General features: G+C 46.8%; 18 protein-coding genes, 1 tRNA gene and 1 pseudogene. 12 read left to right on the plus strand and 8 right to left on the minus strand.

What is annotated here, in order from left to right:
* The 3 genes and pseudogenes from ACWA6V_RS01735 to ACWA6V_RS01745 form a co-directional block, all read left to right on the plus strand.
* Positions 1-191 (plus strand): annotated as a pseudogene (locus tag ACWA6V_RS01735) (hypothetical protein); the annotation flags it as partial.
* 1 nt (position 192) lies between these two features.
* The gene (locus ACWA6V_RS01740) at positions 193-897 is read left to right on the plus strand and encodes a nucleotidyltransferase family protein (protein ID WP_449520892.1); all 705 of its coding nucleotides are present in this window, start codon (positions 193-195) and stop codon (positions 895-897) included.
* A gap of 121 nt (positions 898-1,018) precedes the next feature.
* Complete coding sequence (locus tag ACWA6V_RS01745; protein WP_449520893.1) at positions 1,019-3,574, plus strand: acyltransferase family protein; 2,556 nt, start codon at positions 1,019-1,021, stop codon at positions 3,572-3,574.
* 788 nt (positions 3,575-4,362) lie between these two features.
* Here the strand turns inward: ACWA6V_RS01745 and ACWA6V_RS01750 are convergent.
* The 4 genes from ACWA6V_RS01750 to ACWA6V_RS01765 form a co-directional block, all read right to left on the minus strand.
* Positions 4,363-4,439 (minus strand) — tRNA-Arg (locus ACWA6V_RS01750).
* Positions 4,440-4,518: 79 nt separating this feature from the next.
* Positions 4,519-5,526 carry an XrtA system polysaccharide deacetylase gene (locus tag ACWA6V_RS01755; protein ID WP_449520894.1) on the minus strand — a complete coding sequence of 336 codons (1,008 nt, stop codon included), beginning with the start codon at positions 5,524-5,526 and terminating at the stop codon, positions 4,519-4,521.
* A complete protein-coding gene (locus tag ACWA6V_RS01760) occupies positions 5,480-6,490 on the minus strand; it encodes an NAD-dependent epimerase (RefSeq protein ID WP_449520895.1) in 1,011 nt (336 codons plus the stop codon). The genes ACWA6V_RS01755 and ACWA6V_RS01760 overlap by 47 nt, the downstream gene beginning before the upstream one ends.
* A 1-nt stretch (position 6,491) precedes the next feature.
* Positions 6,492-7,766, minus strand: a complete 1,275-nt coding sequence (locus ACWA6V_RS01765) for a nucleotide sugar dehydrogenase (RefSeq protein WP_449520896.1) — start codon at positions 7,764-7,766, stop codon at positions 6,492-6,494.
* A 232-nt stretch (positions 7,767-7,998) separates the two neighbouring features.
* Here ACWA6V_RS01765 and ACWA6V_RS01770 point away from each other — a divergent pair, with 232 nt between their 5' ends.
* The 7 genes from ACWA6V_RS01770 to ACWA6V_RS01800 all read left to right on the plus strand — a co-directional run bounded on the left by ACWA6V_RS01770 (position 7,999) and on the right by ACWA6V_RS01800 (position 17,585).
* Complete coding sequence (locus tag ACWA6V_RS01770; RefSeq protein WP_449520897.1) at positions 7,999-9,405, plus strand: TIGR03013 family XrtA/PEP-CTERM system glycosyltransferase; 1,407 nt, start codon at positions 7,999-8,001, stop codon at positions 9,403-9,405.
* 54 nt (positions 9,406-9,459) lie between these two features.
* Entirely contained in the window at positions 9,460-10,077 is a 618-nt protein-coding gene (locus ACWA6V_RS01775) for an XrtA/PEP-CTERM system exopolysaccharide export protein (RefSeq protein ID WP_449520898.1), read from the plus strand.
* Positions 10,078-10,117: 40 nt separating this feature from the next.
* Positions 10,118-11,635, plus strand: a complete 1,518-nt coding sequence (locus ACWA6V_RS01780) for an XrtA system polysaccharide chain length determinant (protein WP_449520899.1) — start codon at positions 10,118-10,120, stop codon at positions 11,633-11,635.
* Between the two features lie 4 nt (positions 11,636-11,639).
* Positions 11,640-12,446, plus strand: a complete 807-nt coding sequence (locus tag ACWA6V_RS01785; RefSeq protein ID WP_449520900.1) for a CpsD/CapB family tyrosine-protein kinase — start codon at positions 11,640-11,642, stop codon at positions 12,444-12,446.
* A 15-nt stretch (positions 12,447-12,461) separates the two neighbouring features.
* Positions 12,462-13,781, plus strand: a complete 1,320-nt coding sequence (locus ACWA6V_RS01790) for a hypothetical protein (protein WP_449520901.1) — start codon at positions 12,462-12,464, stop codon at positions 13,779-13,781.
* Positions 13,782-13,860: 79 nt separating this feature from the next.
* A complete protein-coding gene (locus tag ACWA6V_RS01795; protein WP_449520902.1) occupies positions 13,861-16,488 on the plus strand; it encodes a tetratricopeptide repeat protein in 2,628 nt (875 codons plus the stop codon).
* Positions 16,489-16,802: 314 nt separating this feature from the next.
* Complete coding sequence (locus tag ACWA6V_RS01800; protein WP_449520903.1) at positions 16,803-17,585, plus strand: GNAT family N-acetyltransferase; 783 nt, start codon at positions 16,803-16,805, stop codon at positions 17,583-17,585.
* Here ACWA6V_RS01800 and ACWA6V_RS01805 read toward each other — a convergent pair.
* Genes ACWA6V_RS01805 through ACWA6V_RS01820 form a run of 4 tightly spaced genes read right to left on the minus strand, consistent with a single transcriptional unit; the run spans position 17,569 to position 22,170 of the window.
* The gene (locus ACWA6V_RS01805) at positions 17,569-18,864 is read right to left on the minus strand and encodes a FemAB family XrtA/PEP-CTERM system-associated protein (protein ID WP_449520904.1); all 1,296 of its coding nucleotides are present in this window, start codon (positions 18,862-18,864) and stop codon (positions 17,569-17,571) included. The genes ACWA6V_RS01800 and ACWA6V_RS01805 overlap by 17 nt on opposite strands.
* A 16-nt stretch (positions 18,865-18,880) precedes the next feature.
* Positions 18,881-19,882: a polysaccharide deacetylase family protein gene (locus tag ACWA6V_RS01810; protein ID WP_449520905.1), complete on the minus strand. Its 1,002-nt coding sequence runs from the start codon at positions 19,880-19,882 to the stop codon at positions 18,881-18,883.
* A 40-nt stretch (positions 19,883-19,922) separates the two neighbouring features.
* Positions 19,923-20,930, minus strand: coding sequence for a polysaccharide deacetylase family protein (locus ACWA6V_RS01815; RefSeq protein WP_449520906.1), 1,008 nt, complete (start codon positions 20,928-20,930; stop codon positions 19,923-19,925).
* A gap of 58 nt (positions 20,931-20,988) precedes the next feature.
* Positions 20,989-22,170 carry a carboxylate--amine ligase gene (locus ACWA6V_RS01820; RefSeq protein ID WP_449520907.1) on the minus strand — a complete coding sequence of 394 codons (1,182 nt, stop codon included), beginning with the start codon at positions 22,168-22,170 and terminating at the stop codon, positions 20,989-20,991.
* Between the two features lie 190 nt (positions 22,171-22,360).
* Here ACWA6V_RS01820 and ACWA6V_RS01825 point away from each other — a divergent pair, with 190 nt between their 5' ends.
* Complete coding sequence (locus tag ACWA6V_RS01825; protein ID WP_449520908.1) at positions 22,361-23,482, plus strand: glycosyltransferase family 4 protein; 1,122 nt, start codon at positions 22,361-22,363, stop codon at positions 23,480-23,482.
* 40 nt (positions 23,483-23,522) lie between these two features.
* Positions 23,523-24,080, plus strand: a complete 558-nt coding sequence (locus ACWA6V_RS01830) for an arsenate-mycothiol transferase ArsC (RefSeq protein WP_449520909.1) — start codon at positions 23,523-23,525, stop codon at positions 24,078-24,080.
* Positions 24,081-24,141 lie beyond the last annotated feature (61 nt).

The raw sequence follows: 24,141 nt of genomic DNA on the forward strand, positions 1-24,141 counted from the left end.
AGGAGGCACACAAACTGAAATTAACGACCATCGGATTCACGGGCGTAATGGGCGGAAAAATGGCCGATATGTGTGATATCACTTTACGTATGCCATCGAAAGAAACGCCAAAAATTCAAGAGGGCCATATTGCTATTGGCCACATCATCTGTGGCTTGGTTGAAGCTGCTATGTTCCCGAGAAGCGAATAACGTGTACGAAGCCATTATTCTTGCGGGAGGTTTTGGTACACGTTTACGCGAAGCTGTACCCGATTTGCCAAAACCCATGGCCCCGATTGCCGGTAAACCTTTTCTGGCCTGGCAATTGGATTACTTGATTCAAACAGGTGTTAGTCGTTTTATTTTATCGGTCGGCTATAAAGCCCAAACGATTCGTGATTATTTTGGCGATAAATACCAAGGCGCTGACATTGTTTACGCAGAAGAGATCGAGCCATTGGGTACCGGTGGGGCAATTCAATATGCGCTGACCAAAGCAATGCAAGCGCGCGTGTTTGTGTTAAATGGCGATACCTTGTGTGCGATTGATCTTGGTGCCCTGCGTGCACTCACAGTTAATCATCCCGATGCGGTTGGTATTGCAGTAAAACATGTCGATAATGCCGGCCGCTATGGCGCCATTGCATTTGATGACAAAACCCGATTGGTAACACGTTTTGGTGAAAAGTCATCAGCAGATCCCGGCTACATTAATGCGGGTATTTACGATGTTCCTGCCAATCTATTTGATGCCATTGCGATAGCAACGCCTTTTTCATTTGAGGTGAGTATTATTCAACACCTGGTTGGAAATAACTTGTATGCGCAAGCATCGGGTGATTTTTTTATTGATATAGGCATTAAAGACGATTTCTTGAGTGCACAAACCTTAATCCCCGCTTTTATAAAGCAGTAACGCTGTTGGCTTGCAGCGCAGCATCTTACGCTTGTGTTTGTTGCCGATGTGAGCAGGCGTAGCACGCCAAATGGATGAGCCGGGCCACCACAAACTCTGAACACTGTCGAGCAGCACATACATGTTGTTAAACCAAGTACTCAATCCAAGAAATAATAATTTCGATTTGTTTCGTCTGATCGCAGCCTTGTTGGTGATCTATGGACACGCATCGGGTCTTGTGCATGTACCCAATGTAGTCAATAGCGATTTCGTGGCAAGTCTGTTGCGTTTCGATTATTCCGGTTCTCTGGCGGTAAAGTTTTTTTTCATGCTCAGTGGTTTACTGGTAACCGCGAGTTTTCTCTCCCGGCCACATGTGGGGGAATTTATTATAAAACGTGCGGCGCGAATTCTGCCGGGATTATTTGTCTGCTTATGTATTTCGGTATTTGTTATCGGCCCCTGGTTTACCACCCTGTCTTTGCCTGAATATTTTGCTAACAGCCAGACTTGGAATTATTTAATCAATAATACGCTCTTATACCAATTGGAGTGGCGTTTGCCTGGTGTTTTTGCGGACAGCAAATACGGTCTCAATGGATCGCTCTGGACTCTGCCTTTGGAAGTGGTTTGCTATTTATTTTTGGCCGCGGTCTACGGGTTGGGGATTTGGCGGATTCAGTGGCTGACGAATTTGGTCTTATTGGGTGTGATATTTCTCTCTTTCTTTATGCCAGAGTTTTTGACTCCGGTTTTTGCTGGCAATAAAGAAGCGCATTTGTTACCAGGTTGCTTTGCATTGGGAGCATTGTTTGCGACCAATCAAAACCTGATTGTGATTAATAAACAGGGTGCTCTGGCACTGGTTTTATTAACCGCGTTGCTTTGGGCCACTAGTTTGAAGCTGGTACTCTTTTATTTATGCTTTTTCTATTGTTGCCTCTATTTGGGTTCACGCAAGGCGGTAGTTGAAAAATTAAAAATTCCAGCTGATCCATCCTACGGTGTTTATATTTATGGTTTTTTGATCCAGCAATGTCTGGGTCATCTTTTTCCCCAACAAGGGGTGTTATTCAATCAAATAGTTGCCGCCATTATCGCACTTATAGCAGGCATACTCTCCTGGTACTACATTGAAAAGCCTTCGATACGCTTGGCGAAAAGTTTTCTCGCACAGGAAAAAGAGTTTGCCATGTTGAAGTTGAAAACCGAAAACTGGTTAGCGCGCTGCACCGAATCGATAACAGGTAAGGGCGCGCTCAGATTGGTCGGTTTAATGGCTATTGCCTGGCTAGCGTATTTTGTCTCCTTGTATTTTATTTTTCCGGGGTATTTTGATCCGCTTTCATTTCATCACTCAGATTTTTATATACCCGCTGCGTTTGCCAATGCTCCTGGCGAATATTACAGTTTCACCAGTCTTCTGAACTGGCCTCGGCCATTGCTGATGTGGGCGTTAAAATTTGGCGGATATTTTGGTCATGCGGGAAGTGTCGCCTGGTTGGTAGCTATGGTGTTCCTAAACTGTGCACTGACCGCATTATTATTTAAGCGTCTGTTGGCGTTAACTATAGACTGGCGGTTTTATCTATTCTTCGCACTCTATTGTTATTTGTTATTTACCCAGCCGTATTTTTATACCTTCTATTCACAAGATATAGGTTCTCAGCTCTCATATCTCTTTCTACTTGTAGGTTTTATCGCACTGCTGGAGTTTATTGATCGCAGTAAGTTTGCTGCGTTTTCTGTGTTATTTGTGTTGACTACCAGCGCCATGTTGATGAAGGAGACTTATGCCTTATCAATTGGTTTTGTAACTTTTTGCTGGTTTATTTTTTACGTTAAGCAAAATTGGCTGAAGGCTATTCTTCCTGGAGTTGCAGTAATCTGTGGCGGCATAGTTTCGGCGGTGGTGAATTTTAAAACTAATTCCGTATTTGTTAATCTGAGTGCCGAGCAAGGCTCGGCATATCACATCGATATCAGTATTTTGAGCTTGGCAAAAGAAATGGCACGCTATGCCCGCGAAGGAGTCACGCCGCTGCTTGTTATTGTTTTAGGTTTAATTCTGTTCCAAATTTATAAAACCTACAAAGATAAATTATGGGTACGCAGCTTTTTACTCTGTCTCGTATTTGCGCTCTTGGCTTGGCTACCCAATGCGTTATTGCCACACCACCACTACGAGGGTTACTCGTTTAACGGATTGTATGTGTGTTTTGCTGTGCTATTTTTTGCGGTAAAAATAGCTCAAGAATACGGCCATTCCAAAAAAATCTTCTGGGCCATAGTTATTTTTACATTGTTGAGCCCGCTTACCAGCATAAAAAAATATCAAAGCACACGGAATACCTGGGTACTTGCGATGGAAAACGTGCAGATGAATTTGCTCGCTGGTATTACCAAAGCGACTGCGCAGTTAGTCCCGCTGGATAAAAATATTACTGTTTTGGTTACTGGAATCAGCGCTCCTTTCCATCCCTTTGCATTCCCGGAGTCTCTGCGCTCGTTTGCCGGTGGCAATAAAGCGGAATATTATTTTGTGGTGCCAAAAGACTTTCCTGATAAGGTCGGGATGAAAATTGATCTGGTAAATTACATTAAAGAATCTGATAAGGCTAATGTTGCCTACGATCAAGAGTGGCAATTTGATGACCAGGGCAATTTGGTAGCTATAACTTCAAAGAAAGAATAGGGCGGTGATAGGAGTATTACAGTATTAATGGGAGTTTTTATTGAAAGTTGCGCCATTTGGGGCATTTTTAGTAGTGGCCAACTGTTTAGCATTGAGTCCACACACAATTTGAGTGGAACTTGGAGCGGCAGTGCGTCCAGGTATTTTCTAAGATATTTATGCATCAGTTTTGCAGTATTTGGTTTTATTTGCTGGCTTTTACCCAGTAAACAAAATTTGGCTTTATTGGCTTTCTCGTTTGTTTTCTAGCTTTTTGCTGCGGGTTTGATGCAGGTGTTAGCGGCAATTTTTGTGCTAATACCTTGTTTTTGTCTTGGGTTCTTATTTAAGTGTTGGTTGGGTATTGATAGTTGGGAATCGCAGTTTGACTCCATCTAAAGGCTTATTATTGTACCTTCAACCCAGTATCCCTCTTTTAATACAATATTAAAATGATGAATGGAGTGATTGATTAACATAATAGTAGCAGCTTGGTTCTTAATCGTAGGTCTGATAGGTGTACCTGTAGATTTGCGTTGCTGGTTTGATGTCAAATGAGTGTCTGTCAACAAGACAGGAGACATTAGGTTTTTAAGTACTGGACTTCCCACGCTCTAGTGGAACACCTGAGGCCTTTACTAAAACGAAAAATTTTGTCTTCGGGATCGAATGAGGCGAGCGCGTTATCTGACAGCGGTTTACGCTTGATTTAGGATCTTTTTATGCAGGCATGTCGGCTTTTTTTAGCCCTGCATACACGTTAGACTGAGATGATGTTGGTTTATATAAGACTACTTTGGAATGGCTGGTGGCGCACCTGACTGGATTCGAACCAGCGACCAACGGCTTCGGAAACCGCTACTCTATCCAACTGAGCTACAGGTGCGTAATAGGGATTAACGCGATGAACAAGGGCGGCGATTCTACTGTCCTTGCTCGTTCCCGTCTACGGTAAATCAATTCTCTTATTTGTGATTTAAATCTATCGCCAAATCGTGAATGCTCAGCTCTTTGGTGATCTGCGCTGAGCCGATACTTTCACTCATGGTGCCGAATTGAAAATCAGCGATCATTCGCTCCAAACGCGGCAGGCAGCGGTGCAGGTTGGTGTAGTGGCGGAAGTTGCTGAACCAGCTGGCATTGGGGATGCGCGGTTGTTCCGGGTCTATCTCCCAGGGGTGTAGATAAAAAATCTGTGGTTTGGTTTGGTTGAGGCTCGCGCGTTCAAATAGCCATTTTGATAGTGCATAGGGGTATTGGCGAAAGTAACCGCCGCCCGCGGCGGGAACTGATTGGCCAAGTACTTTGGCAGTGGTCAATGGAAATTCCAGCAGGCTTGCGCCGCTATTGGTAATGATGCGATAGGGTTCTTCGGGGCTACCGGGAATGCCATAGTTGTCGTGGCGGGTGGGGAAGATGCTGGAGTCCCAGGTGAAGCCCAGTTCGGCCAATATATCCAATGCCCAGAGCGATTTGCGCGTGATCGAATAACTTGCTGCGCGATATCCGGTAATCGGTGTTTGTGCCAGATCTTCCAATATCGTTTTGGATTTTGCCGTTTCTGCGCGAAAAATATCCGGATTTTGTTTGTAAATCAATTGGTGGCTGTAACCGTGCGAGGCGATTTCGTGGCCCTGCGCGCGGATGGTTTTTACCAATTCCGGATAATGGTCAGCGACCCATCCCAAAACAAAAAAGGTAATTTTGATATTGGCATCGTCAAATAATTGCAGCAGGCGATGGGTGTTTGCCTCCACGCGCGACGGCCAATTGTTCCACTCGTTCGGTTTGATCACATTGGCGAAGGCGGCGACATGGTAATAATCTTCCACATCCACCGTCATAGCGTGAGTGACTTTGGTCTGCGCAGCGGTAGTCTGGGTGGATTGGATGTGCGACATGTGCAGGGTGCTCAGGAGTTTGGGTTCAGCGTATTGCGTAGTAAGCGCGATACCATTCAATGAAGCGCGCAACACCTTCCTCAATGGAGGTTTGTGGTTTGTAGCCGACAGCACTGACCAGTGAATCGACATTGGCGTAGGTATCAGGTACATCGCCCGGTTGCATGGGGAGCAAATTTTTCAGTGCAGTTTTGCCCAAACCCTGTTCCATCAACTCAATAAAGCGCAGCAGCTCCACGGGATTATTGGAGCCGATGTTGTAGATGCGATAGGGCGCTGAGGAGCTGGCGGGATCAGGGTGTTCGCCGTTCCAGCTGTCGTTGGGTTGGGCGGGATTGTCCAGGCTGTGAATAATGCCCGCGACTATATCGTCGATGTAGGTGAAATCGCGGCGATGATGGCCGTAGTTAAAAACATCGATGGCTTCGCCGCGCGCGATTTTATTGGCAAACAGGATCGGCGCCATATCCGGGCGACCCCAGGGGCCGTAGACAGTAAAAAAACGCAGGCCGGTAGTGGGAATCCGGAATAGGTGGCTGTATGTGTGCGCCATCAATTCATTGGACTTTTTAGTCGCCGCATAAAGGCTCACCGGATGATCCACATTGTCGCATTCGGCAAAGGGCATGCGCGTATTTGCACCATAAACCGAACTGCTGGAGGCGTAGACCAGATGCTCAGTGCCGAAGTGGCGGCAGGCTTCCAGAATATTTAAAAAGCCGGTGATGTTGGAATCGACGTAGGCCTGTGGGTTGCTCAACGAGTAGCGTACGCCCGCTTGCGCCGCGAGATTGACGACCCGTTGTGGCTGATAGGTTTTGAATGCCTGGTCAATGGCGTTTTTATCTTCCAGACCGATGCGCAACTCGGTGAAGCCGGGCTGCGAGGTTAATAAATCCAGCCGCGACTGTTTGAGTTGCACATCGTAGTAGTCGTTGAGGTTATCGATTCCAATAACCTCATCGCCGCGCGCCAATAATTGTTGGGCGAGTGCGGCGCCGATGAATCCTGCTGTACCAGTAACGAGAATTTTCATATCAGAGGCGCGCGTCTACAGCGTTTTTGGGCAGTATGTGTTTTACATCGAAGAGCACATGGTTGGGGGCACCCAAAGCGCGAATACCTTCTGCGCCCATTTCGCGGAACACATCGTGGGCTACGCAAATAATAATTGCCTGATAGCTGCCGGTGACAGGTTTGTCGATCAGCTCCAAACCGTATTCGTGTTTGGCTTCAGCGGCATCGGCCCAAGGGTCGTAAATCTGCACATTAGTGTTGTAGTTGCGCATCTCTTCAATAATGTCGATGACGCCGGTATTGCGCAGGTCAGGGCAATTTTCCTTAAAGGTTAAGCCCATAATCAGCACATTGGAATCGACTACATGGGCTTTGCGTTTGGTCATCATTTTTACCACCGAGTCGGCCACGAAGGCGCCCATGCGGTTATTGATGCGGCGCCCGGACAAAATCACTTCCGGGTAATAGCCCACTTGCTGCGCTTTGTGGGTCAGGTAATAGGGGTCAACACTAATGCAGTGACCGCCAACCAAGCCCGGGCGGAACGGCAAGAAGTTCCATTTGGTACCCGCCGCCTCAAGCACTTCCAGCGTATCTATGCCAAGGCGATGGAAAATTAATGCCAGCTCATTTACCAGTGCGATATTGAGATCGCGCTGGGTGTTCTCGATAACCTTGGCTGCTTCAGCGACTTTGATACTGCCGGCCTTATGGGTGCCAACGACCACGATCTTGCGGTAGAGCGCATCGACATAATCAGCGACTTCAGGCGTGGAGCCGGAGGTGATTTTGATAATGTTGTGGACGCGGCGCTGTTTATCGCCGGGGTTAATCCGCTCGGGGCTATAACCGGCAAAAAAGTCCACATTAAAGCGCATGCCGGAAGTTTGTTCGATAATCGGGATGCACACTTCTTCTGTGCAGCCGGGATATACGGTCGATTCAAAAATAACAATGGAATTTTTCTTGATGACACGGCCGAGCAGCGCGGAGGCTTTTTCCAGTGGCGTCAGATCCGGTTGGTAACTGTTATTGATCGGGGTAGGCACGGTGACTATATATACATCGGCGCCTTTGATATCAGCTTCCTGTGTAGTAAAGCTCAGCAGCTCTGTTGCTTGCAATTCCTCGGCAGTCAATTCCAAAGTGTGATCTATGCCAGCGCGCAATGCATCGACACGCGCCTGATTGATGTCGAAACCGAGTGTGGTAATTTTTTTACCGAATTCGACAGCGAGTGGTAGGCCAACATAACCTAAACCTATGACACAGAGTGTTGGGTTGCTTGCAAACATGTTTATTCCTTAGCGGGGGGATGATCCACAGGTGGGCGACTAAAATACCATATTCGCCTTAAGATTAAAGACAATGAGGTGGTGAAATACCCGTTTACCAAAGATGTAAGCGAGAGGTCTGGGTAGCTGCGCGCGCGGGCAGGGAATAAATCGAAATATTGTCATAAACCTTGATATAATCCGCCGCTCTTTGTTTTTCTATCATAACTACAGCAACGTCAAGGAACCGGGTTTGTCTTATATTCGCCTTAACAAGCATTATATCCATCTTCCATACCTCTATCTCGGGGTTGTGGATGCGCTTATCGTTGCGGGTGTTGCCTGGGGCATACAGTATTTGGGTGTGCAGGCCAGCGCTGATGAATTCGATAAAACAATTCGCTGGATGCCAATCATCATCTTATCTCTGGTCTTGAGTTGCTGCACCTTGTCGATGGGGGTTTACACTGCACTGATTCGCGAGGGCTACTCCAGTATGGTGCTGCGCACCATGGTCAGTTTTTTCTTGTTGGGTAGTTTGGCCCTTTACCTGATAAACCTGCTGTTCGACGGCAATTTTATTAATCAGTCGATGATCTTTTGGTGTGTGTTGTTGTCCACTTTGCTGGTCTGCATATCGCGCTGGATTTTTGTCAAAATTGTCGATGTCGGCCAACTCAAGCGCCGTGTTGTGATTTACGGTGCTGGTTCCCGTGCAGAAAAACTGTTGTCCGATCTTACGCCGGATGTGGATGTTCTGGGGGTCAAGATTGTCGGCTGTATTCCAAGCGGTAGCGAGCCTACCAAAGTTAGTTCTGCCCTGTTAATTCCTGAGCCTTCAGATTGGTTGGCTTTTACCAAACAATTCCAGATTTCCGAAATTGTTATTTCGCCAGATGAGCGTCGCCGTTCGGGTGGTGATGTTTTCCCGCTCAGCCAATTCCTCGATTGCAAACTTGCAGGCATCCCCTCTTGCGACGCATTGAGTTTTTGCGAGCGCGAACTGGGCAAGATTGATATATCGTTACTGCAACCGGGTTGGATGTTATTTTCAGATGGTTTTAAATATTCCAAACGGCGTATGCTTGCCAAGCGCCTGTTCGACCTGATTCTGGCGTCGCTCTTTCTTGTCGTGCTCTGGCCGTTCATGCTGCTTACTGCACTAGCGGTGAAACTGGAAAGCCCGGGAGCGGTGCTGTATCACCAGGTGCGGGTTGGTCTCAATGGGCGTAGTTTTCGCATCTACAAATTTCGCAGTATGCGCCAGGATGCAGAAAAAAATGGGGCCGTATGGGCGCAAAAAAATGATGCGCGGGTTACCCGTGTAGGTGCATTTATCCGCAATACCCGACTGGATGAATTGCCACAGCTGTATAATGTTTTTGCTGGTCATATGAGTTTTGTTGGGCCTCGCCCTGAACGCCCTGAGTTTGTAACCGATCTTGCACAACAAATTCCTTTTTATGAGATGCGCCATAAAGTAAAGCCTGGGTTGATGGGGTGGGCGCAGTTGAAATATCCCTACGGCGCTTCAGTGGAAGATGCCAAAAACAAATTGCAATACGATTTGTACTACACCAAAAATCACAGCTTTTTTATGGACATGTTGATCATGATCCAAACGGTAGAAATTATTTTATTAGGTAAGGGTGTTCACTAAGACTAGTGCTGTGTTGATTGGCTGGTCTCTTGGTTACTGATAGAGGGAGGCTCTATGAAAAAATGTATGACAGCTATAGGCGTAATGCTGGCAGTGGTTTTTCTGTCGGCGTGTAGTAACAACAAAGCCGTGAGTAATCCAGAAGCGGCAGATGCCGCTGTTTTGGCCGAATACCGTATAGGTGTAGGCGATGCGTTATCAGTTAATGTATGGCGCAATCCCGAAATGTCACTCAATGTACCGGTTCGTCCCGATGGCAAAATTTCAATGCCGTTGATTGGCGATATCATGGCGGCTGACATGACTACCGAACAGCTTTCACAAAATATCACCAAGAGTCTCACTACCTATATCCGCAGTCCACAGGTAACAGTGATAGTCACCAACCCCAGCAGTTCCGATTTCCAACGCCGTGTGCGCATCACCGGTGCAGTTGCGAGCCCGCAATCTATTCCCTACCGCGAAGGTATGACTGTGCTCGATCTGGTGTTGCTGGCTGGCGGACCTAATCAATTTGCATCTGCGAATAAAGCCAAGCTGTACCGCAAGGTTAATAACGAATTGAAAGTCTATCCAATCAAATTGGATGATCTTATCAATGACGGCGATGTCGCAACTAACTACACCCTGCAGCCATCGGACATAGTTACTGTTCCAGAGCGAAATTTTTAAGTGATCGTTGAAATTGTTGGTTAACGAATTGAGATAGCACATGGATAAAGCATACCTGAAAGATTTATTGGCGGCGTTGCGTGCTGAGTTGATCCGCTTGCGGTTTTGGTGCGTGTTATTGTTTTTGGTGGTCGCCTACGTTTTTCTTGCTGTTGGGCTAGTGTGGCCAAAAAGCTTCACTACCAAAGTAGTCTTGTTTGCGGATGTAACCAACATTATCGAGCCGCTGCTTAAAGGGCGTGCAGAGATCACTAAAATTGATCGCTCCGAGCAGGCGAGTGAGGTGATTTATACGCGGCGGATTTTGTTGGAAACGGCTAAACAAGCAGGCTTGTTGAAAAATTCCTCCTCTGTTGATGAACAGGATGCGTTGGTCAAACGATTGCGCGAAGGGATAGTCATTGCGCGCGAACGCAATGAGAACTATGTGCAGATCAGCTATACCGCAGGTAATCCCGATCGCTCCTTTGAAATCCTCAATGCCGTCGTTAATGTCTTTATCGAAGATATTGCCAAGCGTAAGCGCGATGAAAGTGTCGGTGCCTATAACTTTATTGATGCGCAGGTGCAAACTTACAAGCGCCAATTGGAATCCGCTGAAGAAAAGCTAAAGGAATTTAAATCAAAAAATACCGATGGCAGCGAGGAGTCCGTCAGTGCGCGTATAGGACAGCTGCGTCAGGAGCTGGAAAGCTTGAAGATAGCAATCGAGGAGACCCAGTCACGCATTAATTCTATTGAGCAACAGCTCAATAATGAAGGTCAATATTTAAAAGCAAAAGGCCAGGTTGACGAGATGAATCAGCGTCGTCAAACCTTGAATGCGCAGTTGGAGCAAATGTTGCTAAGTTATCAGGAGAACTACCCTGATGTAGTCTCCCTGCGTGCGCAAATTGCGGAGTTAGATACCGCTATTAGTAAACTTCAATCGTCTGGCGATGTTTTTGGTAGCGGCGATAAAGTCCAAAACCCGCTCTATGAAGAATTGCGTAAACAGGCAGCGGATGCTGAGGTTGAGTTGCGCGCTCAGAAGCGACGCATGCAATCCCTGTTGGTGCTGCAGGAAGAGGAGTTTGCCCGTCAGCAGCGCATCGCCGCTAGTCAGGCCGAGCTTTCAGAGTTGACACGCGACTATGATGTAACCAAGAAGGTTTACGATGAAATGCTGCAACGTAAAGAATCGGCACGGGTTTCTATGACGCTGGATATTGAAGGTCAAGGCGTTTCCTATCGCATTCAAGAACCCGCCAGTTTTCCGCTAAAGCCTTCTGGTTTGCACTTTATCCATTTTGCATTTGCCGGCCCTATTTTTGGGCTACTGGCACCAATTGGTTTGCTGCTGCTATTTGTGATGGTTGATCCTCATCTGCGCTCTGCACGGGTTTTGCAAAAACAGTTGCCAGCGGATATCGAAGTTATTGGTGTTATCCCCCATTACAAATCGCCAATAGGGGAGCGGTTATTGAAAAAAGATGTGCTGTTGATTTTCTCAATTGCGAGTGTTGGCATGATTTGTTATCTGGCGATCGCAATTTATTGGCAATTGGTCAAGGGCTAATCTGGTGAATACTCAGGGCATGATGATGGATAAACGCAAAGAAAAAAACCTAAGCCAATTAATGGAAGATGTTGATGCATTGGTAGAGGATAGCGACCAGCTCGTAAAAAATGCAGTTCTGGAGCATCGCAAGCGCGAAAAAATTAAAAATATGGACATGCCTCTGCTCTGGTCGCAAGAAGAGTTGTACGAGAAAAAAATTGTCTTTACGGGTATGCGCCAGCGTGAAGTGCTGAATGCATTTCGGGAAGTGCGTATTCGTCTTTTGCAACGTCATCACTCTGACAATATGGTTGTGCTGGTGTCATCAGTTGCAGCTGATGTAGCTTCCAGTTATTTCAGTTTTAATCTGGCTGCCACTTTCGCTCTTGATCAACACAAGACTGCACTCTATGTAGATTGCAATCCCTACAACTCGGACGTGGGGAAATATGTCACCTCTAATATTGAGTCAGGCCTGTCAAATTATTTAACTGACTACACAGTTCCGCTTAAAAATATTATCTATCCCACGGGCGTCGAGCGTTTGCGCGTTATTCCTTCTGGCGGCTCAAGCGACTCTGCTGCTGAATTTTTTAACTCCAAGCGGATGGAAGTGTTGGTAGCTGAAATAAAATCGCGTTATCCCGACCGTTTTATTGTATTGGATGCGCCCTCAATTCAGCAGTCAACCGAAGCGCGAATCTTGGCGCGTTATTGCGATCATGCATTACTTGTTGTTCCGTTTGGCAAAGTGGTTACTGATGAGGTGCTTTCTGCTGTGGACGCAGTAGGCAAAGAAAAATTTGCAGGTGTCGTCTTCAACAACTGATCAGTGAGGCGGGTTATGAACATCATAAAATTACTTCCCGTCACCAGGCTGTCGTTAATGCTATTGGCGTTTAACCAGGTGCACGCCAACCAGCTGTACGAAGCTCCTGTAAAAGAAAACCAATTTAGTGCCTCTATTTCGGCTGGCAGTTTGATGACGGACAACGCCGAAAAAACATTGCTGGATCCCATAGAGGAGCGGCAGGATATTTATGGGTTGGGGCTGGTAGCTGATTACAGCAATTGGCTAGTGGATGCTGATGTCGATTATCAGCTTCATGCACAAAAATTTTCCGAGCAATCACAGGCCGATGAAGAGTATGCCGATGGCAGCTCAATTTTGGTTTTTGGTAAAGAGGCTGATCCCCTGGCGTTGGAGCTAGAGCATTCCCGGCGCATGTTGCTCCGGTCACCTGAGGAAGTGACCTTGTTGGAAAACCAGCAAGAGCGTGAAATGATTTCAGCGCGGCCAATCATCCGCAAAAGGCTATCCGGCGCTGATCGAATTTTTCTGCAGGGGCAAGCGTCAAAAGTGCGCTTCATAGAAGCCGATGGCAGTCAGGATTCAAAACGCAATGGCGCTACCTTTGGGTGGGCTCATGTCACCTCCAAAACCAGTGCGATGATGTTAAGTTCGCAACAAATGGATGTGAGTTTCGATCAGCAGCCTGATGCTGATTATCGGATGGTGAATACAGCGCTTTCTTATCAGGTGCAGCTGCGCAAACTGGATTACAGTTTGCAAGTAGGATACAACGAAATTTCTCCCGAGACCGGTGAAAAACAGAGTGCTCCTAGCTATAGCATCAGCCTGGGTTACGCCAGTGGGTACCATCTTTTCACCGCGTCCGCTGATCGACAGATAACAGATTCATCGTTTGGCAATGGTAATTTGGGTAATGAAAATCCAATACCGGGTAGCGATGGCTTGTCACAAAATTTGGGGAAAATTGATAGGCGCAATGTGGCGCTGGATTTTAGTACAGACGTAATCTGCGATCGCTGTACGTTTTCGGTTGGCGCTTCTTTAGTTGATGATGAATATCTTGAGCGTGATGAGCAAGCGCGCAACAACTATGTTCGTTCGGCGTTTGTCTATTCATTGTCGAGTGCTGCTAAATTGACGCTGCGAGTGGATCAATCAAAATACGATCAAGATGTTAATCAGGTTAATAGAGAATACACGACGGATTATTTATCCCTGGAATATGCCTATCGGTTTAATAATGGATTTGACATCCGATTGTTTTCCCGCAAGGAAGAGCGAGATGGCGAAGGGGAAATAAATAATTACCAAGAGAATATATATGGTACCGAGTTGGAATATGTATTTTGATGGGTGCAATACAAAGCATAGCAATTGGTGGTCAGGCTGGGTTACTGGTGAAAACAAAATGGAAACACGGGTGGGGAAAATGAAGAGTTTTTTTAAAATAATACTGATTTCACTTTGCGCCGGTTTGATTGCGTGCAGTGATAAACAAGAGGAAAGCCAGGAGCAGGCGCAACGGCATATAAGCTCGGCCAAAGTATATATGGAGCAAGGTCAATACCGTGCGGCCATTATTGAAGCCAAAAATATTATCCAACTGACACCAGACTCGGCGGATGGTTATATTGCTTTGGCGCATATCTACAATGAAATTGGCTCTTATGCCTCAGTTCAAAGTTTGCTGGAGCAAGTGGTAAAGAAAAATCCTGCAGTAGCGACTGAATTGGCATATGCCTATTTTCTTAATAAAAAATCCCTGACGGCAATCAATACCGTAAATACCTACCCCGCTGATGCTAGCAATCCTGAAGCCAAACAGCGTCAGGCGTGGATAAGCGCTATGTCAAACATTAGTTTGGGTAATAAAGATGGATATGAGTTAGCGCTGAAAGAGTTTAAAGCCTTGGGTGGTAGTGATGCTGAAGCAAAATACATCGAGGCGAGTTATTTGCTTTCAAAAGGTGAGCTCGAGAATGCTCAGTCTGCCTTGACTGAAGTGTTGGCGGCCACTCCTGATAATATCGATGCCTTGACTATGATGGCTGGTGTAAATATTTTTCTGCGCAATTTGGATGGGGCAGAAAAACACCTCACCAAAGCACTCGGCTTGTTGAAAAACACTGACATACTGAGTCGTCGCAAAGGGCAAATTATCAGTTTATTAACGGATACCTTGATCCAGCAAGGGCGCACTAGCGAGGCGTATACCTACCAAAAATTATTGGCAGAGTCCAACCCTGAAGGTAATGCGGCCCAACAACGTTTCAGTGAAGCGATGGAGTATTACCAGCAAGGGAAATTTACTGAAGCAGAAGCTATTTTGCGTGAATTACGTGAGCAATACCCCAACGATAAAAACACTGCAACTCTCCTGGGTATGGTCGAATATCAACAAGGGTCCAACCAACAAGCAGCAGATCTGTTTGATGAATTTATTGATCCGGAAACTGCCACACCGTCGGTTCTGCAAGCTGCTGCATTGGTGAAGTTTCGCAATAACCAAATGGATGAGGCGATTGCGTTGTTGAAGAAAGCGGCAGATAGCCAACCGAACAATCATATTGTATTGGCCACCTATGGTCTGGCTTTGCTCGATAAAGATCCACAAAGTGCGGAGGGCGCGACAGCGCTGGAAAAAAGTTTGGCACTTGAGCCAAAACAACAGCGTATCCGCATTGCGTTGGCGAAGCGCCATCTGCTGTTAAAACAAACAGAGCAGGCAGTGGCGCAGTTGCAAAAAGCCTATCAGGAGCAGCCAGAAGACTTCTATATCCAGCAAGCGTATTTCAAAACATTGCTCAACGATAACCAAACCGACAAGTTGGAAGAAGAAATAACGGCGTTTAAAAATAAAGACCCGCAAAATTCCCGCGGTTACTTTTTTGCAGGTTGGTATCAGTTACAGCAAAAAAACTATTCGGCTGCTGAGCAAGAGTTTGAAAAGGCTATTGCAGTAAAAGATAGCAAAGAAAAGCAATTTGCTTACGCTGGGTTGGCGCAGGTTTATGAAACGCAAGAGATGGCGCAAAAAGCAATTACCGCTTGGCAATTGGCTCTTGAAGAAGATCCAAGTATGGTTATCGGATATGCCCGCTGGTTTGCGCAAATGCGCAAGCTAAAACGTGAGGAATCAGCGTTTTCGTTTGTGCGTGATCTGGAAGGGAAAACCAGCAAATGGGAACCATCGGTTGTACTGGCACAATTGTATGTCGGAAAAAACCAATTTTCTGAGGCAATAAAACATATTGATATCGCATTGGAGCGTAGTAATAACGCAACCAACATCAAACAAATTGCGGCAAATCTCTACCGTTTACAGGGTGTTCAGCTCCGGGGACAAAATAAACTGCCTGAAGCACGCGAAAGTTTAATGCAGGCAATCAAATTATTTCCTGAAAATGCCGATTACCTTGCAGTATTGATTGAGACAGAAATTGGCGCCAAGAATATTCAAGAGGCGCAAAAGCTGCTCGACCAATTTGTCAAAACTCCAGAGAACGAAGCTGAGCGTTTATTCCTGCAAGGTTTGATTCGTTTTGCAGAAGATAAAAAAGACGAAGGTTTTCAGCTGTACATGCAATCCTGGGCAGCCAAGCCGATGGAAATTGTTGCTGAACAAATTTACGGTTTTCATCACAAGGGCGGCAATCAAGAAAAAGCAGAAGCCTTCCTTGCGGATTGGTATGAGAAATTACCTAAGAGCAACAGGGCGTCGTTGTTGCTGGCTGTGAGTGCGCAGGGTAAGAATGATCCCAAACAAGCCATTGCCTGGTATGAAAAATCCGTTGAGTTAAATCCGCAAATGCCTGCGGCATTGAACAACCTGGCGTGGATGTATTATGAAAGCAAAGATCCGCGGGCACTTGAGTATGCTAAAAGGGCTTATGAACTTGCTCCTAATGTTGCAGCCATTGTTGATACCTACGGCTGGATCCTGGTGGAGCGTGGCGATTTGCAAAAAGGTATTGAGCTGCTCACCAAAGCGGTAGCTCTGGAGCCGGACAATCAAGAGATGCAATACCATCTTAAAGAAGCACAAAGCCGTCAGTAATTAATAAAAACTAGCGAGCAGTTTTACGACTGCTCGCTATTTTTTGTCTATAGCGAATCCATGTCATGAGCGATTACTTTCCCGCAGCAAATTGTCCAGGGATTTTTTCTACTCGGGAATGGAGGGAGGCCTGGGAAAATGCATGGGCAGATCACAACGCTATTATAGCGGTTGGAGATCAGCATCCAGGGATCAATGACCAGCAGACATTTTATTCCTACCAACAAAAAAAGCCGTCATTCCTTTCATTTCAAACACTTTTTCCTGCGGGTATGTCCACCAGTGCCAGCCCAAGTTTGCGCAGCGAGTATTTCATGCTGGTCAATCAGCAAGCGGAGACATTTATTGCCGCTGCCCTTGATCATCCGTGGAGTCAGTTATTTCTTCCCGACATTATGTCCGCCACACCAGAATATGCCGCGTTGGTCAACGCCGCAACAGCCAAAGGTTTGCAAGTATTGGTGCGGGACGTCGCGACAAGTTACGCGGTGCGTTTACAGGAAAATAGTTTCGATAATTATCTAAAACATATCGGCAGTAACACGCGCTTGAAGTTATTTAACAAGCGTAAAAAGCTGTATGCGATCGGTGATATTAGCCAGCAAAATCTGTGGCCAGATTTGGATGGGTTTATTCGTATCCTCAATGAGTTTCATCTGCAGCGCTGGGATAAACCATGCTATCAAGGGCGCAACTTAAAACAAATCATCACATTTTTACAGCGCATTGCCGATGTGGGTGGAAAGCCGGATCTCTCAGTTATTTATTGCAACGGCAAGCCTGTCTCGGCAGTTTTGGATCTTTACTACCGGCAGCGAATTTATAATATCCAATCGGGATATGTTGAAAAATTTCAGGATGGAATATCGCTGGGCACCTTGCATCTGGGAATGCAAATAGAAAAGGCATTTACAACCGATGCCATTTATTATGATTTCATGGCGGGTAACGGCAAGAATTCCAATTACAAACAATCACTCGCCACTCACCACGCCCATTTTGCGAGTTTGATGTTAGTGAGAAACCCAATGCTAAAAAGTTTGTATTACATGAATGACTTTTTGCAACGAATGAAAGCGCCTAGGGAATCCCTTTAATAATTGTCGGGCCGATAATTTTTGTCAGCCATACCGGCAGCCATTTCCAAAGCATAATAAAAATTTTAAGTTTCGGGTTGTCGGGGTTAAGCTCAGGTTTTTGCGCGTTTTCTGGCAGCAGGGTGTACCAATAATTCTGGCAGGGCTCTGCTCCCCATTGTTTTTTGAATTTGAATGTGCCGGCATCCAATGTTGATCGGCCAAAATCAAAATAGTGGCAGCCCTGGTTTATTGCGAACGAAAGCACCTTGCGATACATCCACATATTGGCGTTGTACTTGTTGGCGGATTGAATGGTTGATGCCCAGGGAATTTCCATCAGCTCGCCATGATTGACCAAAAAAGCGCAGGAAACGGGGTTGTGTTTGACGTATACAATCAGTAGTGATGCATGTAAATCCGGGTGCTGCAAAATATTTGCAAACCATTGTTTGGCGTACACTGGCGTTCCCAAGTCGCGCATGTTGCGCGCGAAGACACGATAAAAATCCTCCAGCAATTCCATTTTTCCAATTTTACATTCCGGTAAAAATTCATCCGCCTTTTTATATTGGGCGCGCACTTTGCTGCCCAGCATTTTATCCAGCTCTGCATCGCTTGCCGGTAATGGCAAAATCATGGACGCTTTTTTGGTGGAAGGATTGTCCCCGAGGTCGGGATAAATGCTACGTACCTCAATATGGCGCAATCCCAGCTCTGTGCGCAGTGCGCGTAATTTATCGATAAGCGCCAGGCAAATATTAAAATATTCGCACACAATACCGCCGTAATTCAGGTATGGCATTGAAACCGCGAATTTCCCAAATAATGGCGATGAAAACACCGTAACAGGAATGCCGCCCAATAATTTACCTTGTTTATCGCGCGCGCAGACCAGCAGCGAAGAGTGCCCAAAACTTTGCTCAATCACCTCTGCCCAAGCGGGATTGTGACTCGGTAGTGCATAAATATGTTGCGCCACAAATGCCGGCCAATCTGGCACAGCTGCAAGGTTATCAACGGATAGCGTAAATGCGTTATCCCAACAGTGGTGCTGATCAAGAACAGGGAATACCGGTGTGGTTGATGCAGTAGGCGAATGGCCGGTGGTAGTGGATGCTTCGGCATCTTTTAGCGCGCTTTCAAGTTGCTTGATTCGCAGGGAAATGTCTTTCATCAATTCCAATTGCTGTGCATATTCCTGGCTATCCTTGAGCAAGTGTTTAAACTTTCCGGAAATAATGCCTTTTTCAACTTTCAGCGATTTAAGTTCGCTGTGCAGTGCCGATGGCAAATTCATAACGCGGGCAAACCTGTTAAATAGAGCTGCGAATATATTCAAGCCAGGAAGAGTACCTGACAAATTTATCAAAACTGTTTGGGAAACTGTGGCGTTTAATATGCAGTGGCTTTTCCTGAATGTGCTGTAAGCGCATATTGCCTGGCATAGCCGTCACTGCGGCAATAAATCCTGCCGCTTTTACCAACTCAGCTTGGTGCGGTAAGTAATCTTGTGTTGTGCCTGATGGGTAACAAAAAACCCGAGAGGGGTTTTTTATTTCCTGCGCGAGCCGTTGACTAGCGCGCGCTAACTCCGCGCTGATTTGCGCATCCGATAGCGCCGCAAAAACCTGATGGCTGCAGGCGTGTGAGCCTATGCGCAACCCTTGCAACTCTGCTGCACGCAAACTCTCCCAAGACGCTGGCGTATAGGTTGCCGGTGCAGTTGTCGGGAGTTCAACTGCGAGCGCCGCCACTGCATTTTGTACAAATTGCTCCAAATCGGCTGAGCTAAGTGTTTTGCCAAAACGAGTAAGTTGGCGGCGGCTGTGTGTGCGAGCCACAGGATTGGTTAAGTCGAGCTTGAATTGTTTTTGCTGATATTGAAATTCCACCTGGCTGAGTGCAGAGCTCCATACAGCGTAATTTAATTTTGCATCCCAAGGCCAATCGCGGCGGTCAACCATATCGATAATCGTGTAGAGCGTCGGTTTGGCATCATGTTGCAATAACACCGGCACCAATTGATCCACTTGATCCTGATAGCCGTCATCCAGGGTAAAACATATCGTTGGCCGCTCACGTTTATTGCCAGCCAAGGCATCGGCAACTACCTCATCAATAGAGGCAAATTCAAAACCGCTTTTTCGCGCATAGTTAAGGCAGTCATCCAGCAGCCTTGGCGCAAGCCCTTCATAGGCACCATTGTCAGGTTGTGGGCGATGAATCATATAGATGGTGACGTAATGTCCCACCAAAAAATTCATCAGCCGTGTCAACCGTGGCGATGTTAATGTCGATTGCAGCAATCTACTCATCAACCATTAATTCCATGTAATAAAAAATTCAGTGAATCAACTACACCCAGCCTGACAAGCGGGCACCTAACAGGCGCGGTGTATTGCTCACTTGTTCGTGTACACCAATACGGCACAGTTGGTGTACGGGCGTGCGTGCGGCGTTCACAATGCCGCGTTGTGTGGTAACGGCAGCGCGATACGTGGCCGTGACAGCATCCAACGCAGTGTGATTGTAATCCCCGTTGGGAAAGCAAAAAATATCTACCGCATCAGGTAACTGTGCTTGCAACAGCGCTTTACTGGCGACAATTTCATGTGCAATTTCATCGCTGCTGAGCTGGGCATTCAACCGTTTGTGATTGCAGGTATGCGAACCAATTTTGACGAGGCCGGATTGCGTCATGCTGCGCAGTTCATCCCAGGTCATCAAGCCGCGCGGCATGCTAAACGTTAGTAGTGTTTGCCAATTGAGTGCGGTCAGCGCAGCAAAAATATCGGCATCGCTGGATTGTTTGAGCGCTTTAATAACGGCGGCGATAAATTCGCGATTTTTGGTATCACCACCGGTGCCTGTTTGTGCCAGTGCGCGCGCAAACACCGGTTGCTGTTGCAGTGCGCTGAGTGCATTGCTGTGCAGCAACGCGCTCACAATGTTGGGCCAAAACTGAAACTCAGTGCCAATTTTTTCTACCACCGCAAACAGGGTTACCGGCGTAGCTTCAGCATTGATAATCGGCAAAGCGTATTCATAGTTATCGTACCAGCCATCATCAAAGGTCACTACGCACGCGCGGCGCGGCAAAGGCTCGCCCGCTTCACGCAAGCGCAGCCACTCGGAAAAATCCATCAGATCAAAATGCCGTTTTAATTCGCGCAGGTGCATGCTGAAGGTGTCGGGGGTGATAATCATGCCCGGTTCTTCCAGCTGGAAGCGGATATCCGTGTGCGGCAATATGCGGTGATACATCAGCACCCAGAGTTGTGGATCTTGCTGCAACCAATTCATCCGGTGGGGGCCGAAATAGTTGGCGCCGCGCGTGGCGATCTGTTTGAGTAGCTGTTTCATAGTGATTAAAGTTTAGTCGCCATTCATTTTTGTGTGGTAATTCTTTGTGGGCAAGATGCTACTGCCGCCCTAAAAGCTGGCGCACATAGGTTTTCAGTTCATACCACCCGGGCCCCAAGTCACCCCAGCGATTGGTTTCATGACGGGTTTTAAAAAATGCAGTGGGCGCAAAAAAGGCCAGCACACGCTGCATTTTTTGCGCAAGCGGATAAGCACTTTTTAAATACAGATAAAGACTGTCCAGATCACCCAACAGCCAGCGCAAACGCTGCCCTTTGCGGTATTCCGTTGTCGAAGGCTCGCCTGCTATGCCCAACTCATGCTGTACCAGCAGGGCAGGAAAATTGACCCCTGCATCAATCGCCAATTGCAATGAACCCCAAAAGCGCGTGTTCACTTCCATTAAATAGGGTTGGCCATCCGGCGTTATCCGGAATTCAACCATCGCCACCCCGTGCCAGTGCACATGGTCCAGCAACTGCTGTGCGTACTGTTTCAGCGTGGGGTCAATAGCAACACTTTCACTCAACACACTCACACCGCCTTGCGGTGGCTTTTCGCGCAGGCGTCGGTGAGCAAAAAATTGGGTTGCCTGGCCTTTGTTATACAAACAAAAAACACCTGCGCCGCTACCGGGAATAAATTCTTGCAGCATAAATGGATACTGTTCCAGATAAGGTGCAGCAGTACGTGCGCGCTGCCAATCCTGTTCTGATTGCAGCACCTTTACGCTTGTGGCGATCCAGCCTGTGGGTGTAAAAATTTTTGATAGACAAGGCTTGATCACGCACGGATAAGACCACTGGCTCGCATCAGCGCCAGCGGCATTATCGAACAGGGTAAATTCAGGAACAGGTACACCGCAGGCTTTTGCTTGTTCAAGCAAACGATATTTATCAGCCAGCGACATCACTGTATTGTAATCGGCAAACGCTAAGCGCACATGGGGCAGGCGGCTGGCGTGCATCAGGAGTAATTGGCTGGTGATTTCGGTTACTGGAATCACCAGTGCAAACTGACGGCTGGTACAAATATTTTCCAGCCACTGGATATAGGACTCGGGTTCCGCTGAAGGGCAGGGCGACTGCAAATATTCCTGTGAATATTTCGATGCGGCGGCCAAGGCAAAGGTCGATGAATCCGACGTGACTATCTGGATATTGTCGAGCTTTCCCAGTGAGCGGGTCACCGCCAAAGCGCTGCGCTGCGCTGCATCAAGAACAAGAATTAAGTGTGTCATGTCACTGCAACCAGCCTTAGTTAACCAGCATAAAATCATTGTGCAAACGGCATCAGATAAAAACAGCGCGCAGCGCGAATGATACGGATTGGCTAACAAATCCACAAGCGCGCAACAAGATGGTGATAGAATGCGTCCTCTCAAACTTTTGTTATCGTCGGAAGGAACTTGTCACTGAAAGATCATGGTTATGAACGATAAAAAACACACAATTATTCACGCGATTGACACTACCGGCCCCGGTGGTGCCGAAACTGTTTTTCTCGATATTGCCCAGCAGTTGCAACTGGAAAATTATGACAATCTTGCCATTATCAAAGGGCCGGGTTGGGTTGAAGCACAATTAAAACAGCGCGGCATTCGCTACCATATTCTCAAGCCCTACGGTTTTTTTGCCATTCCCTATTACTGGCAGTTATACAAGCTGCTAAAGCGCGAAAACGCAGCGCTGGTTCATGCCCATTTATTAGGCTCAACGCTGACCTACTCCATTCTCTGCCTATTCATGCGCATCCCCTTGATTGCCACACTGCATGGGCGGGTAGATATCAACCCCAATGAACGTTTTGTGGCGATTAAACAAAAAATTATGCGCATGGGCGTGAGCCAGTTAATTGCCGTCAGCCGCGACCTTGCGCAATATATTCAAGCCCGTGGTCTGTTTTCTGCCGATGCAATTGCCGTTATCTACAACGGCGTAGAGCAGCAGCACTACCACACCAAGATGACAGGAAGATTGCGCAGCGAGCTACACATTCCTGCTGATGCGATATTGATTGGCAGCCTTGGCAATATTCGCCCCGCCAAAAACTACCAAGCCTTGATTGACGCCGTTGCCGAATTAAAAAATCCAAAGCTACATTTTGTCATTGCCGGGCATCAAAAAAAGGATTTAATGGAACAGCTCAATGAGCAAATGCACAGGCTCGGTGTCACAGCACAAATGCACTTCATCGGCTTTTACGACAACACTCCTGAATTTCTTGCGCAGATGGATTTATTTGTCCTCTCTTCAAGTTCAGAAGGGTTTTCCATCGCTACCATTGAAGCTATGGCAAGTCATTTGCCTGTTATAGCAACCCGCTGTGGCGGGCCGGAAGAAATTCTTACGCACGATAGTACCGGCTACCTCGTTCCGGTGAACTCACCGGTGGAATTGGCGGCCGCAATCAAGTATTTATTAAGCAATCCCGGTGAGGCGAAGCGCTTGGCAGAAGCGGGTTACGAGCACATGTGCAATACATTTTCACTCAGCGTAATGCTCAGCGCCTACAAAAAGCATTACAGCAAATTACTGGGTATTAGCACTTAAGGTGTTATACCAAAACACGTATTAAAGAACAGGTTGGCCAGTGACAATATCAGAAAAAATTAAAAATCATTACGGCTCCAAGCGTGGCTTGTTGCGTTACGTTCGCTTTGAATTTATGCGAATGCTAGGCGCCTATCGCGCATTGAAAAAAATTGATTTTACAAAAGTGACACGATTGGTATTTGTCTGTCACGGCAACATTTGCCGCAGCCCTTTGGCGGAGGCGGTAGCACGCAAACACAATCTGCCGAGCATCTCCTTCGGGTTGGATACGCGCGGCAATGATCCGGCAGATCCACGCGCAGTCGCATGGGCATCGGCACATGGCTATGAGCTAACCCAACACAAAACTATGCGAGTAGATCAATATCAACCGCAAGCAGGTGATTTGCTCATCGGTATGGAGCCGAAACATATTTGGGCTTTAGAGCATCGCTTTGCACAGGCACCTGTGCAAATCACGCTGGCGGGTTTGTGGTTGCCACTGCCAATGGCCTATTTGCATGATCCTTACAATGCAAATGAGCAATATTTTGATCGGTGTGAGCGGTTGGTTACGATGGCGGTTCTTCAATTAAATGAGCGTTTAAAGGATTGATAGTCACATAATGAACAACATTGGAGCAGTAGAAGCAAGAATTGGCATTCTCGATCCACTG

Source organism: Cellvibrio sp. (genome assembly GCF_053579595.1).

Coding starts and splice junctions, on each gene's coding strand:
- ACWA6V_RS01745 (WP_449520893.1), top strand. CDS start 1,019: ATGTTGTTAAACCAAGTACTCAATCCAAGAAATAATAATTTCGATTTG.
- ACWA6V_RS01760 (WP_449520895.1), bottom strand. CDS start 6,490: ATGAAAATTCTCGTTACTGGTACAGCAGGATTCATCGGCGCCGCACTC.
- ACWA6V_RS01765 (WP_449520896.1), bottom strand. CDS start 7,766: ATGTTTGCAAGCAACCCAACACTCTGTGTCATAGGTTTAGGTTATGTT.
- ACWA6V_RS01775 (WP_449520898.1), top strand. CDS start 9,460: ATGAAAAAATGTATGACAGCTATAGGCGTAATGCTGGCAGTGGTTTTT.
- ACWA6V_RS01780 (WP_449520899.1), top strand. CDS start 10,118: ATGGATAAAGCATACCTGAAAGATTTATTGGCGGCGTTGCGTGCTGAG.
- ACWA6V_RS01790 (WP_449520901.1), top strand. CDS start 12,462: ATGAACATCATAAAATTACTTCCCGTCACCAGGCTGTCGTTAATGCTA.
- ACWA6V_RS01795 (WP_449520902.1), top strand. CDS start 13,861: ATGAAGAGTTTTTTTAAAATAATACTGATTTCACTTTGCGCCGGTTTG.
- ACWA6V_RS01800 (WP_449520903.1), top strand. CDS start 16,803: ATGCTGGTCAATCAGCAAGCGGAGACATTTATTGCCGCTGCCCTTGAT.
- ACWA6V_RS01805 (WP_449520904.1), bottom strand. CDS start 18,864: ATGAATTTGCCATCGGCACTGCACAGCGAACTTAAATCGCTGAAAGTT.
- ACWA6V_RS01810 (WP_449520905.1), bottom strand. CDS start 19,882: ATGAGTAGATTGCTGCAATCGACATTAACATCGCCACGGTTGACACGG.
- ACWA6V_RS01815 (WP_449520906.1), bottom strand. CDS start 20,930: ATGAAACAGCTACTCAAACAGATCGCCACGCGCGGCGCCAACTATTTC.
- ACWA6V_RS01820 (WP_449520907.1), bottom strand. CDS start 22,170: ATGACACACTTAATTCTTGTTCTTGATGCAGCGCAGCGCAGCGCTTTG.
- ACWA6V_RS01825 (WP_449520908.1), top strand. CDS start 22,361: ATGAACGATAAAAAACACACAATTATTCACGCGATTGACACTACCGGC.